Source organism: Niastella yeongjuensis, from assembly GCF_900110245.1.
GTDB classification, from domain to species: Bacteria; Bacteroidota; Bacteroidia; order Chitinophagales; family Chitinophagaceae; genus Niastella; species Niastella yeongjuensis.
In genome coordinates this window covers 324,337-337,602 of record NZ_FOCZ01000005.1, presented here as the reverse complement: position 1 = coordinate 337,602, position 13,266 = coordinate 324,337, and the positions used below count along the sequence as shown (strand labels likewise).

Below are 13,266 nucleotides of genomic sequence, written 5' to 3'. Positions count from 1 at the left end.
AAACTATGATGTTACTGAATAAACGATCGCTTTACTTTTTTATAACACTGGCTTTGCCCTTGAAACACTATGGCCAGCGAACGGAATACAAGGAAGTATTTGCTCCATCGAACAGATTGGTACAAACAGCCGAAAAACCATATCGGGATGATCTTTGTCTGAACGGTTTGTGGCAATTTCAACCGGTGGCTTTACCATCCGGTTTTAAAGAAGGAGTTGATCCAACACCCGCACTGCCTGATCTGAATGACAATGCCTGGGAGCAAACACCCATTCGCATTCCTTCACCCTGGAATGTAAACAGTTTTGCCAACAGGGATGGGCAGGGTGGTGATTTTCGTTGTTATCCCAGTTATCCGGTTGTCTGGGAGAGTTGTAAAATGGGTTGGCTGAAGAAAAAATTTACTGTGCCTGCAGGCTGGAAGGGCCGTCGGATCCAGCTACATTTTGAAGCGGTGGCTGGTGATGCGGTGATAATGGTGAATGGAAAAAAGGCAGGCTCCCATTTCGGCATCTTTCTTCCTTTTGATCTGGACATAACCGATGTCGTTATACCGGGCAAAGAAAATGAGATCTGTGTAGGTGTTCGGAAGGCTTCGCTTTTTGATCATAGAAGTGAATATGGCCGCCGTACATACCAGGCAGGTTCTTTTTGGGGGCAGCATGTTGCCGGCATTTGGCAGGATGTGTTTGTAGTGGCCCTGCCTGCGGTGCATATTTCCAATGTGTTTATTCAGCCACGGGTTAATGCCGATACGTTACAGGCAGAACTAACCCTTGTGAATGAAAAGGCAGAAGCGGCTACTGTTTCATTGGATGCCATTGCCGGTGCTTTGTCATTACCGGCTAAAACAATAAAAATGCCTGCGCATAGTGAAACAAAAATAATGCTGGCAGCTGCGGTGAAAGGAAAATTGAAATACTGGTCAACTGAAACACCCCTGCTGTATAACCTGGTGGCACAGGTGCGGGAGAAAGGAAAAGTGACGGATGCAAAAAGTACCCGTTTTGGCTGGCGGCAGGTAACGCTGGAAGGAAATAAAGTGTTGCTGAATGGGAAGGCCATAACCATGCGCGGTGACTCCTGGCATTTTTTAGGTATTCCGCAAATGACCCGCCGGTATGCACAGGCCTGGTACCAGGCTATGCGTGATGCAAAAATAAATGCAGTGCGGTTACATGCCCAACCTTATCCTGAGTTTTATTTGGATGTGGCTGATGAGATGGGAATCCTGGTACTGGATGAAACCGCGATGTGGGCAAGTGATGGGGGGCCTAAATTGAATGAGCCGCTGTACTGGGCAGACAGCAAACAACATTTAAAAGAATTGATCCTGCGCGATCGCAATCATCCTTCGGTGTTTGGCTGGAGTGTTTCCAATGAAATAATGCCCATTGTGCGGGGTGTAATGCATAACCCGCCGGGGATGAAAGACACGCTGGTAAAATACTATGGTGAATGGGCGGAGATCTGCCGCCAGGTTGATCCTACCCGCCAATGGATCTCGGCCGATGGGGAAGACGATGGGGAAGGGCGCCTGCCGGTATACATTGTTCACTATGGTGGAACAGACGCCATGAACAGGGCGCAAAAGAATGGCAAACCCTGGGGCGTAGGAGAGGCTGGTATGGCTTATTATGGTACGCCCGCCCAGGTAGGGGAAACCAATGGCATGCGCGCCTATGAATCGTTTGAAGGCCGGATGGAAGGGGTTGCTGCTTCTTCGTATCAGTCGCTGATTGGACAGCGCGACCGGAATGCTATTTATCAAAGTGTGTTCAATATGGTGTGGTATGGCTTGCGGCCCCTGCCATTGGGTTTGAAGGATATTACCCGCGCACCTGAGATAAACGATGGTGTTTATTTCACTCACTTCAAAGAAGGCGAACCGGGTGTACAACCCGAACGCCTGGGCCCTTATTGTACTACGTTGAACCCCGGTTACGATGCATCCTTGCCGTTATACCGTACCTGGCCTTTGTTTGATGCCATCAGAGACGCAGGCTCGCCGGGTATAGTCAATAAATGGATGAACCCTAAACCGGTTCCGGCAAAACCGCCGGTAGTAACACCGGTTGCATCGGTACAATTGCTGGGGGGAACCAATAGCACGTTAGCCGCTTCCTTACAACACACCGGTGTGACTTTTGAAGAATATGGCGGTAACAAAATACCTGGCCTGTTATTTATCGATGGTGCGAATGTACCTACTGCTCCTGAGCGTGGACTGATAGAAAGAGTAACCGCATCTGGTGGTACCGTAGTGATATGGGGCGTGCAACCGGGTAGTTTACCTGTATTGAATGAACTGCTTCCGGCTAAACTGGAACTGAATGCAAGAAAAGTGTCTTCGCTGGTAACAGAAACGCCGGATGCCATCGCTGCCGGCGTCACCGCTGCCGATCTGTATTTTTCAGAAATGCGGCCGCCCGAGATCACGGAACAGGCGATGGCCGGTCCGCTGGTAAAACAAAGCCGGGTATTGTTAAAAGCCTGCGAAACCGACTGGTTGAAATGGAATAAACAACCCGAGTATGCGAAAACGGGTATGGTGTTGCGATCTGAACTGGAAGCAAAACCTGCCAGTGCTGTTTTGATCAGCCGGCCAATGGGAAAAGGCAAACTGATCGTTACCACCCTGCCTGCAGCACCACGGATTGATAAAGCAGAAAAAGCCATGCGGCTGTTACTCGCTAACATGGGTGTATCAATGACTGACAGCAGTTATGCCGGTAAACCTTTGTTGAAGAGTGGCGAACTGGCCGTTGATTTTTCAAAAGCGAAAAAGCAGGGCGATGCCCGCTCGTTGGATTTTTGGGTGTTAAGCCCACGGTCGCTGGACGATCTGTTGATAGAACCGAACATTCCGGTAGTAAGTATGGAAGTGAACACCGCTAATGGGATACAGGTATGGCTGAACGATAAACAAATTATCAATAATGCGCAATCAGGGAAAGCTATAGCCAACACGCTCCGGTTACACCAGGGCTGGAATCATGTTATGATCAAACTAATTGGCAGTGGAGAAAATGGATCTTTTTCAGGAAAGCTGATCTGTAACCAGCCAGCCTTTCTGAAAGACCTGGAATCAGCATTTGAAAAACCGTAATATAGACAACAGCAATCAGTTTTGTCAGCACGTGCAACTACACGTGAACCACCTGGAATTCTTTTCGGGTGGTTTTGTTTTATGAAGGGAATTTTATTTCAGTAAAAGATCTATGGGGTTTTGCCCGCTTCCCAGATCGAGGCGGTTGACACCTGGCCCATTGTTGTCACTGATCTTTCCGCTTTTATCAATAAGTAAGTAATGAGGTATTGCGTTAATATTATAGGTTTTGCACACCGGATTTTTTATCCAGTCTTCTGCGATCAGGTTAACGCCATCTAATTTATATTGTTTCAGTGCTTCTTTCCATTCACTTTCTGTTGCATCAACACAGATACTGATGAATACCACATCCTTGTTTTTATAGTGTTCATGCAATTGAGGTACCGTATTTTTTATATCATAGATACAGGGCCCGCAGCCAACACCCCAGAAATCGATATAAACAACTTTCCCTTTGAAATCGCTTAAAGAGACCAGCTTCCCCTGGTCATTCTTTAAAGAAAATCCCGGTGCCGGGTTGCCTGGTTTTAAACGATTCATGGCGGCATAAAAATGCTGTAACGTATCTTTCAGGAAAGGGGAGGTAAGCGTATTGGCGGCTAGTTTATACACGTTTTCTACATCCGTAAAATTGTAATGTTCGAAACCAAGCAGGATCGATTTTGTAATAAACCAATCCCTCATGTTGGGGGCGCTTAAATTGGCCAGGGCTAAATGATATTCGTCGAGCGTAGGGTTGAATGGTTTTTCCGGAATATTATTGTAAGGTACATAGGCGTTAAATGGCCTGGTAAAACGAAGATAATCAAACATAAAATCTTTGTACTCGGGCACATTCCAGAACCAGTCTTCATATTGCGTGGTGTAATTCGGCAGATAATCATTAGGATGGGTGGAGTCTTTGATAAATTTCAGGTTATACCTGGGTATCAGTCCTTGTGACTGCAGCACATGGGCATATTGGAAATATAATTGTAAAAGCAGGAGGGTTGAACTACGTGAATTGGAATAACCTGGATCGATTGCCGCCTTCACATGCCGGTTGAACAGGTCATTTATAAGGGCATACTTGTTATCGGTTGTTAAGTTGGTGTTCCGGTATAAGGTATCATTTAATTTCATGAATGGGGTACGGAATTGATACCAGATCGCCAGTTGTCCGGTCAGTTCCTTTGTTCTGGTCTCATTATTCCCTTTTACGGTGAAGGTGTTTTTGAAATCGGCTTCGTCCCAATAAAGGATTAACGTGTCTTTGTCCTGGATGGTAAAACTAAGGGCATCATCGTTTAGGTATAAATACAGGTTTTGTCTGTTTTGAATCGGGAATTGCTGTTCGAAATTTCCGTTTGCCTGTACTTTAACCGAATTGGTGACGCCATTCAGGTAGGTAGTCATACCAAAGTCGAACAGGGGTTCTTTATAATTTTTTACCTGGCCTTTGATCACAAAAGAACCATACTTGTATAAAGGTTGTGCATTTATAATAAAAGGAACAAATGCGAATAGAATAAGCAGTCGTTTGGGGTGCATCAGATAAAAATTTTGCAATGCTACGTTTTTTACAACGGGCAGCTATACCAGTAAAGTTATTATTAGGAGCTATTTAACATATTAAAAGAAAAGCCGTCCCGACTTAACGGGAACGGCTTTTCTATAACTGGCCCGTAAACAGATCAATAACCTGAATTCTGTTTCCAGACGGCTTGATTTCTGAGCATTTCATTAAAGGGGATGGGCGCCAGGTACCGGTTGTTGATAGCTGTTGGCACGATCGGATTTTCCGAGGCGTGCCGATCGCCGTTGATTGTTGGCAGTAATTGTAACCGCACCACATCGAACCAGCGCATACCAAACTCACCGGCAAATTCATAGGCGCGTTCAAATACCACTGAATCGCGGAAAGCGGTTGCCGATAAATTGGGCGTAAGGTTGGGAAGCCCCGCCCTTTTTCGCACCAGGTTAATGGCATTATAACTGTCGGCGGTAGGGGCGTTGTTGGCCATGGCCGATGCTTCTGCATAATCCAGCAGGGTCATTGGGTAACGGATAATATCAAGTGCTTTGTTGGTACTGGCCTGAATGCTCAGGATCGACGTGTCTGTTTCTTTTACGCCATCGCCATTAAGACCCGACCTGAATTTTTTGTAATAAGGATGGCCGGCATGGGTTTCGGTTGAATGCCAGGGAACCAGCTTGAAGACATTACCGGGCTGCTTCAATTTAAGTGTGGTATAAAACGTAGCATCTGTACGGGTGCAGGCTGGGGCTTTAAGGTAAAAGTTGATCTCGGGATAATAATCATCCCAACCGCCAGACGCATCGATGCCTGATTCATCGAGTGGTACACAGGAGGCCCCGAAACCGCGCTGGGGCAGGTTGCCACTCACTTTAAAATAAAGGGAGAAGACAGACTCGGAGGAGCCATTGGTGCTGAAAACCTTGTCGTAAGGCGTATTCAGATCGTAAAAGTTTTGTTTGATCAACGATTCTGCTTCTGTAGCGGCCAGTGCGTAATAACTGGTTTGATTGATGGGCCAGCCGGTCATAGTAAGGTATACATCGGCCAGCAACGCCGTGGCTGCAAACTGGTTGGCGCGGCCGGGTTCCGATTTCCACGGATAGTTGGAAGCGTTAGGGGCCGGTAACATCGTTTGGGCCAGTTTCAGGTCACTGATAATAGCCTCATAAATTTTACTTACCTCTTCCCGCGGCGGCCGGGCATCTGCATCGATGGGCGTTAGTACCAGCGGCAACTGTCCAAAGGTGCGCACCAGCATGTAATATCCCCAGGCCCTTAAAAAATAAGCCTGGCCTGCCGCGCGTGCTTTCAGGTTTTCATCGCCTTTGATGCGTTGATAATTGGCGATGACGTTATTGGCGTTGTAAATGGCACGCCAGGGGCCTTCCCATTGTGCATTCAAACTGCCATTGGTACTGCTTCCGTTCAATCGGTCAAAATCGCGCTGGTCCTGTTTATTAAGACCCGGGTCGGTAGTCAGATCATCTGACCCAAAATAAGAACACATGCGGCTGGTGAAACCATAAGCGCCATCCCAGGCATATACTTCATAAATACCAGCCACAGCTGCATCCAGGTCTTTCTGACTGGTAAAGCTTTCCGGAGTAAGATTGCCTTTCGGATCTTCATCGAGCTTTTGACAGCCGGTGATTACCACAAGAGCAAATAATATGAATGGATATATTTTCATTGTATGATTATTTTGAATTTAAAGAAGAAACCCACCCCTACCCCTCCCAGGAGGGGATTCTATCAAAAACCTGCCCGTAAACCAAAGGTGTATGTTCTTGGATTGGGGATCACGCCTGTTTCCAAACCCTGGGCAATAGAAGGATAGATGCCATAGTTGGCATTGGATACTTCAGGATCATAGCCCGGATAATCGGTGATCATAAACAGGTTTTGTCCGCTCACATATAATTCCAGGCTGCGCATTTTTATGTTTTTCAACAGTTGTTGCGGAACCTGGTAACTGATGGAAAGGTTCTTGAGTTTGATATAACTGCCATCGTATACCCATCTGCTGCTGTTTACGAAGTTTTGTCCGGTTTTGCTGAAGGCTGGAATATCGGTCTCATTACCCGGCGTCCATCTGTTCAGTACATCGCGGTTGGTGGCATGCCGGGCATCGCCCTGTTCACCAAACGTATAAGGGAAAGTACCTGAATAGATCTTGTTGCCATGCGTACCCTGGATCATTACACTCAGGGTGAAATGGCCGTAACTGACATCGTTGATGAATCCAAACGAATACCGGGGGTTCCCGTTACCGATCAGCATCATGTCGGCGGAAGTATATTTGTTATCACCATCTACATCGGTATACCGGGCATCGCCGGGTTTGTTGCCGAAAGCAGCCGCAGCGCTGGCGTCTTTGCTTTTCCAGGTGCCCAGGTACTGGTAGCCATAAAAGCTGCCCAGCGGCTGGCCTACGATGAGAATGGAGTGGTTGGTTTGGGCCGAGCCGATATTTCCCAGCACTACGCTGTCGAGCCCGCCAAGATTCACCACTTTATTTCGATTGAACGAAAGCGTTAAATTGGTATTCCAGCGTAGTTTGTGTGTGTTTACGGGTGTACCGCCCAGGGCAAATTCGACACCTCTGTTTTCCAGACTACCCATATTGCGGATGTAAGAACCGCCGCCACTGTAAAAAGGCGCCTGGTAATTGTACAGCAGATCAGTGATCTTTTTGTAATAAGCATCTACTGTAAATAATAACCGGCCGTGCAGGAAAGCGGCATCGATACCCGCATCATAAGCCGTGTTCTTCTCCCACTTCAATGACTTCGATACCGGTGCGCCAAGGATGGTAGCGATGGTGAGTGCACTGCCATCAAAATAATAACCGGGTGTACCGCCCCAGGGACCCTGTGGCCCGGTAAGTACCTGGTTGATGGTGGCATAAGGTGGTACCGCCTGGTTGCCGGTAACGCCATAACTGGCACGCACTTTCAGATCGGAGAATATTTTGGAAGAGGCCATGAAATCTTCCTTGCTTACCACCCAGCCCAACGCCACTGATGGAAAGGTGCTGTATTTTTCTATCAGGTGCGAAGAACCATCAGAACGGATACTGGCAGTAAGCAGGTATTTGTCTTTGTAGGAATAGTTCACCCTGCCCATATACGATTGCAGCGCATCGGCGCCGTAGTTGCTGCTGGTTTGCTGGCTGGCGCCCAGTCCCAGGTTGTAATAGCCATTGGCATAACTGGAAAGGTTAGTTGCCCTTGCCGTTGAGCTCATGCCTTCATATTGTTTTCTTTCGTACAGGGCGGTAAGTGTGATGTTGTGATCAGCAATGCGCTTGTTGTACGTAAGGAAATTACTGCTTTGCCAGCTCCAGGTCCGGCCTGCAATGGTTTGGGCGTAATCGGAACCATTCAGATAATTAGAGGTGCCCGGGCCACGCAATGATTGATTGTAATACGAATTGCGGTCATAAGTAGTATTGCTGGTAAAGGTGAGCCCGTCGAGGATCTTCCAGGTTAGTACCCCGGTCCCGGCGAGATAGGTACTGCTGCCATCTTCCAACTGATTCGTGGCCTGTGCAACCGGGTTAATACCCAAAGACGCATGTGATGATTGCAGAATAAAATTACCTGCTGAATCGCGTACCGGGGTAGTAGGGTCCCATTCATACGCCTGCGCAAACGGATCAACGATATCACCGGCATAATTGGTGTTGCGGTTCTTTGGCATTACTGCATTCAGGTATACCTTCAGGCTGATGCGGTCGCTGATCTTTGCTTCTACGTTCGACCGGAATGTGGCCCTTTTATAATACTGGTTCAGGATCAGGCCGGGCTGGTCGAGCAGGTTAAAGGAGAATAGATATTTTACGCCGGGAGAACCGCCCGAAACACTGAGTTGATAACTCTTGATCCAGGGTTTGGTCCTGATCTCATTTTGCCAGTCGGTACCCGGATTGTTTTTAAAACCATCGAGCTGGGTTTGTGAAAAACTAAGTCCATTACCAAGGTCGGCATCACGGGCATTCACCATGCTGGCAAACTCATAGGCATTCATGAGTTTGAGTTTTCCCGGGATCTCTGCCTTGCTGAACCAGGGGTTGAAATCAACACGCGGTTTGCCTTCCTTACCCATTTTTGTAGTAACCAGAACAACGCCATTGGAACCCCGGGAACCATAGATGGCAGTAGAAGAAGCATCTTTTAAGATTTCAATGGATTCTATATCGGTGAGGGAAATGCTTTCAATATTGCCGCCGATGAAACCATCTATCACATACAACGGTTCATTGCTGCCGGTGATAGAGTTGGCGCCCCTGATCCTTACCGTAAGGCTATTACCGGGCTGGCCGCTGTTGCTTTGCACGTTAACACCAGCCACGGTACCCTGGAGGGCCTGTTCAACCCGAACCAGTGGCCGTTTGGCGATCTCTTCTGCTTTTACGGTTGCAGTGGAGCCGGTAATATCTCTTTTGCGCTGGCTGCCATAACCCACCATCACCACATCGGTAAGGGCTTTTACATCGAGCGTAAGCGTAATGTTTATTACTGTTTTTCCGGCAAGGGGTATTTCACGCGTGGCATAACTTACAAAACTGATCACGAGCACGGCATGTGCAGGATCTGCCACCTGTAGTTCGAAATTACCCGCCGAATCAGTAGTGGTGTTGGTACCACTGCCTTTCAAGGCTACCGTAGCGCCGGCTAATGGCTCTCCACTATCACCAGTTACTTTTCCGCTGACAACGACGCGGGGTTTGTCATCCGCTTTGGCAAAGGCAGTAGTGTCGCGGATGGTTATGATGGTGTTTTTTACGCGGTATGCATAAGGCTGGTTTTTCAAACAGGCGTCCAGTACTTCCTGAATAGGAACCTTCTTTACACTGATACTAACCGGTAAAAAGTGCTCGAACAGTTTTTCATCATAAATTATTGACACCTCCGTTTGGCGCGAGATCTCGGCAAAGACCTTTTGCATGGTGGCGTTCTTCAGGGAAAGTGTAACGGTTTGTGAATAACCGTGCGCACTTACCTGCAGACAGGTGGCCAATAATAAAATTGCTGTAATCTTCATTACTAACAGCGGTTGGTTTACTATTTTCATATAACAATCAATTTTTTGTTTTCCATTTTAAAATGAACGCCATAGGTTTCAAGCATACTGATGATACTGGCCAGGTTTAGCTTCCGGCTGATCCGGCCGCCAAAGCGTTTGTCGGGATAGCTGGCTTCCATACCCACATCTACATCGTACCACCGGCTTATCTGTCGCATAATAGCTGGCAGTGGTAGGTTGTTGAATTCGAAAAAACCGTCTTTCCAGGCGATGGCTTTTTGAACGTCCACTGTCTGAACCGGGATGGATTGGGTTGTTAGGGATGGCTGGGTTACGGTGGCCTGTTCGTTGGGTTTTAGGATTACTGATCCTTCTCTGCCCGCTGCCTGCTGCCCTCTGCCCACTTTTACACTTCCTTCAAGCAAAGTCACCTTGGCAACTTCTTCATCTTCATAAGCATTGATATTAAAGTGTGTTCCCAGCACCTGCACGGCCCCCCCCGGCCCCCCCGGAAGGGGGGGAGTAATAACCTTAAAGGGCATGTTCTTATTCTTAACTACCTCGAAATATCCTTCACCGCTTACTTCCACTTCGCGTGTTTTGCCTGTGAACGAAGTGGGGAACCGGAGTGAGCTGGCTGCGTTTAACCATACATGCGTTCCATCGGGAAGTACTATGTGGTACTGGCCGGCCCGGGGCGTGGAGATCGTGTTGTATTCAATGGCGGTAGTGCCGGTAGTGGCTGGATAATATACCAGTTGACCATTGTTCGACTTAACTATCCTTGATCCGCCCTGGTGAGCGAGATCACCGGTTGCAGCCTGGTCAAGTAGGATCACACTGCCATTGGATAAGGTGAGGGTGGCGTGATTACCACCAGGAGCAGCATCGATCGGGGGTGTCGTTTTTATCGTTACAAAAGGAACTGGCTTAATGGATGTATTCCTGGTGGTGAACCAGTAAACCGCGGAGCCGGCAACCAGCAACACTGCTGCTGCGGCCAGCCATTTTGTCCATCGGATGCCGGTGCGCATGGGTAGCACCGGTGCTTTGAACCGTTCATCGGGAGGCCCAGGTGACTGTTGGGCAACTATCTCATATAATCTATTGTAAACCTGTACATATGCGGCTTCATCCAGGGCTTCCAATGCTTTCAGGAACGCGGCCAGTTCTTCCGGTGTATAGTTCCCCGTAGCAATCTTGTACAAGGTGGCTTCAGCAAATTCGTTAGACATACTATTTAATATATTACAGCAGCGGCTTATATAACTGTCGCTTTTGAGGTAATAAAGTATACCTATGGAAATAAATTCTTCTATAAAATTTTTATCAGGCAACAGATAAAGGCGAGCAGCCAGCCCCCCTGTTCGTGCAGGTGCTTCCTGATGCTGCGAATGGCCGTATACAGGTTTTTCTTTACGGCGGGTAAACTGATCTTTAACAGGCAGGCTATTTCCTTCAAGGAAAGATCGGCGGAAGTTCGAAGGTTGAATACTTCTTTTTGCCGGGGAGGTAAACAGTTGATGGCTTCCATTACCATCGTTCTGTATTCAATCCGCAAAATATCATGGTCGAGTGGTTGCACGGATTGATCCTGCTGCCGGTACTCTATTTCCCTGATGTAACGCTGTTTTACTTTTTCCCGCCGGTGCCTGCTCACCAGCATATTGCGGCCCATTCTGAATACATAGGCCTGAAAGGATTGAATGGCAATCAACACCTCTCTTTTTTCCCAGATCTGCAGAAAGATATCCTGGATGATCTCATCGGTATCCTGCCGGTTCTCATTGGTGAGTGGATACAAGAGCTTATACAGTAAAGGAACATAATGGCTGTAGAGTTTTGAAAAAGCTTCCCGGTCGCCATCGGCCGTTCTTTGCAAAAGGAGTGGTTCATCTGCAGGCACGGGCCGGGTATTGGAATAATTATTGAATCGCCGGGAAATGGAGATAGATGAAGTTAGCAATTCTGTTTGCATATGGCTTGCATTACTGGTTACTGGCCCCATAATGTTTTGATCGTTTCTTCCTGTGAATAGCCTATCGGACAGGCGTCGCTTTTTGTATTGGCGCGATAACTGCCCTGCGATTCGTTGGGGCAGGTGATCATGCGGCAGCCTGGCATTTCAAGATGGCCGTTGGTATCGGTTTGTTTTAACCAGTGAAAAGCATATTGCAGCCATTGGTTGCGATAGGTTTCGGGTTGCAGCGAAAGCCAGGAAATTTCATCCCAGCCCCAAACGAAATGTGTGGTGGTGTCTGCAACATTCGGTTGTTTGTCGCGGCCAAAATTATCAAACTCAACCAGGTAGGGGAGGTGTTCGCAAGGCCAGCCGCTGGGCGTTGTGCCGCCTTTGCTTTTTGTATAGATGCCGTCGAGGAAGTTTACCTGCAATTTACCTTCGTATGGGTTTTGCGGGATTTCTTTTATGCGCAACGGGAATGAATTAAAATCGAGCAGGCTTTTATTGTTTTTTACCATGCCGCCAGAGGGAACATGGGCATCCAGGAGTACCCAATGCCGGCGGGCATGTTTTTTCGCATACCCCCGTATTTTAGTGATCACCTTTTCCCAGGCGTTTTTGTCGGGATCATTCATGCCGATCAGTTCTACCTGACCCAGGTGCAGGGCTTCACAACCTACATTCATATATGCGCCTGCCAGGTAATAAAACCAGAGTTGGGTTTCGGTTTCACTGATATCAGGCACGCTGCTTCCTTTGCGCCAGTGATCAACCAGTTTGCCCTGCCGGTTCAACATAGCGGTGTAGGAAAAATTTCTTGTTGTAACAGGCAAACCAAAGTCTTTAAAAACCCAGTTTGGTATGGGTACCTGGTTCACCTGTTCGGTAACGATCTCAAACAAACAGGCCTGAAAGATGATGTTCCCATCATACCGGTGAAGCCGGTGGATGATTGATTGGGCAGTATCCCAGAAGGCAGGCTGGTTTAATAAACTTTCCCCGCCCCAGCGGTAAATGGCGCGGCCAATGAATTTGGCACCGAGGTGTTGTACCATGCGAAGATCATCCCCATGATAAGGATAAGTGCGGCTGCCTTCGGGCGCATGCGGTACCAACAGGTACACCATGGTAATGGACTTTTCGAGATAGTTTTCCAGCACTTCGCGCGAAATGCCATTACCGGTAAACTGCCAGTCAGCTTTTTGTGCGTGACTACATGCATGGAATAACAGCAGGCAAAAAATGGCAACAATCGTAGAACGCATAGCAGGTTTTTGATGGCTGTAAAACCTGTAATAAACAATTGCGGCCTTAATTTTTGCTTAATAAGGTATTAATAGGGCAAAACCATGCTAAAAAATATAGTGGGTATTAATGGATATGTAAATTATTAATAAGGAAACCCTCCCGGCGCTGGGAGGGTTTTTCTTTTTATAAGCACCTGCAGATATTAATAAATTTTATGTTGTCAAGTTAAAAAGGACCGCTGGAGCGATCCTTTTTTGCAGCATGTCGGTGCACGACTATAACCCGATAATAAAACCTGTGGAAAAACCGTCCGCCGCTTCTCCTGAGTGGAACCAGTATCATTAAGGAAGAATACCGCGGGATATTTTTGAATTCACTACTGTTTTTATAATTTA

Annotated in this window: 7 protein-coding genes; 1 reads left to right on the top strand and 6 read right to left on the bottom strand. The window is 47.5% G+C overall.

Annotated elements, in window-relative coordinates:
* Positions 1-5 precede the first annotated feature (5 nt).
* The gene (locus BMX95_RS15410; RefSeq protein ID WP_081203331.1) at positions 6-3,110 is read left to right on the top strand and encodes a glycoside hydrolase family 2 protein; all 3,105 of its coding nucleotides are present in this window, start codon (positions 6-8) and stop codon (positions 3,108-3,110) included.
* Between the two features lie 93 nt (positions 3,111-3,203).
* Here BMX95_RS15410 and BMX95_RS15405 read toward each other — a convergent pair whose 3' ends face one another.
* The 6 genes from BMX95_RS15405 to BMX95_RS15380 all read right to left on the bottom strand — a co-directional run bounded on the left by BMX95_RS15405 (position 3,204) and on the right by BMX95_RS15380 (position 12,888).
* Complete coding sequence (locus BMX95_RS15405) at positions 3,204-4,661, bottom strand: TlpA family protein disulfide reductase (protein ID WP_133054030.1); 1,458 nt, start codon at positions 4,659-4,661, stop codon at positions 3,204-3,206.
* A 125-nt stretch (positions 4,662-4,786) separates the two neighbouring features.
* Positions 4,787-6,322 (bottom strand): RagB/SusD family nutrient uptake outer membrane protein, encoded by a 1,536-nt coding sequence (locus tag BMX95_RS15400; RefSeq protein ID WP_081203329.1) that lies wholly within the window; start codon positions 6,320-6,322, stop codon positions 4,787-4,789.
* Between the two features lie 62 nt (positions 6,323-6,384).
* On the bottom strand, positions 6,385-9,708 hold the full coding sequence (locus BMX95_RS15395) for a TonB-dependent receptor (protein WP_081203328.1): 3,324 nt from the start codon (positions 9,706-9,708) through the stop codon (positions 6,385-6,387).
* Complete coding sequence (locus BMX95_RS15390) at positions 9,705-10,895, bottom strand: FecR family protein (RefSeq protein ID WP_081203327.1); 1,191 nt, start codon at positions 10,893-10,895, stop codon at positions 9,705-9,707. The genes BMX95_RS15395 and BMX95_RS15390 overlap by 4 nt, the downstream gene beginning before the upstream one ends.
* A gap of 80 nt (positions 10,896-10,975) precedes the next feature.
* The gene (locus BMX95_RS15385) at positions 10,976-11,638 is read right to left on the bottom strand and encodes an RNA polymerase sigma factor (protein WP_165759064.1); all 663 of its coding nucleotides are present in this window, start codon (positions 11,636-11,638) and stop codon (positions 10,976-10,978) included.
* Positions 11,639-11,655: 17 nt separating this feature from the next.
* Positions 11,656-12,888 carry a hypothetical protein gene (locus tag BMX95_RS15380; RefSeq protein WP_081203325.1) on the bottom strand — a complete coding sequence of 411 codons (1,233 nt, stop codon included), beginning with the start codon at positions 12,886-12,888 and terminating at the stop codon, positions 11,656-11,658.
* Between the last annotated feature and the right edge of the window lie 378 nt (positions 12,889-13,266).

What these genes read in the sequence shown, in the direction of transcription:
- BMX95_RS15410 (WP_081203331.1), top strand. Translation starts at nt 6, where the DNA reads ATGATGTTACTGAATAAACGATCGCTTTACTTTTTTATAACACTGGCT.
- BMX95_RS15400 (WP_081203329.1), bottom strand. Translation starts at nt 6,322, where the DNA reads ATGAAAATATATCCATTCATATTATTTGCTCTTGTGGTAATCACCGGC.
- BMX95_RS15395 (WP_081203328.1), bottom strand. Translation starts at nt 9,708, where the DNA reads ATGAAAATAGTAAACCAACCGCTGTTAGTAATGAAGATTACAGCAATT.
- BMX95_RS15390 (WP_081203327.1), bottom strand. Translation starts at nt 10,895, where the DNA reads ATGTCTAACGAATTTGCTGAAGCCACCTTGTACAAGATTGCTACGGGG.
- BMX95_RS15385 (WP_165759064.1), bottom strand. Translation starts at nt 11,638, where the DNA reads ATGCAAACAGAATTGCTAACTTCATCTATCTCCATTTCCCGGCGATTC.
- BMX95_RS15380 (WP_081203325.1), bottom strand. Translation starts at nt 12,888, where the DNA reads ATGCGTTCTACGATTGTTGCCATTTTTTGCCTGCTGTTATTCCATGCA.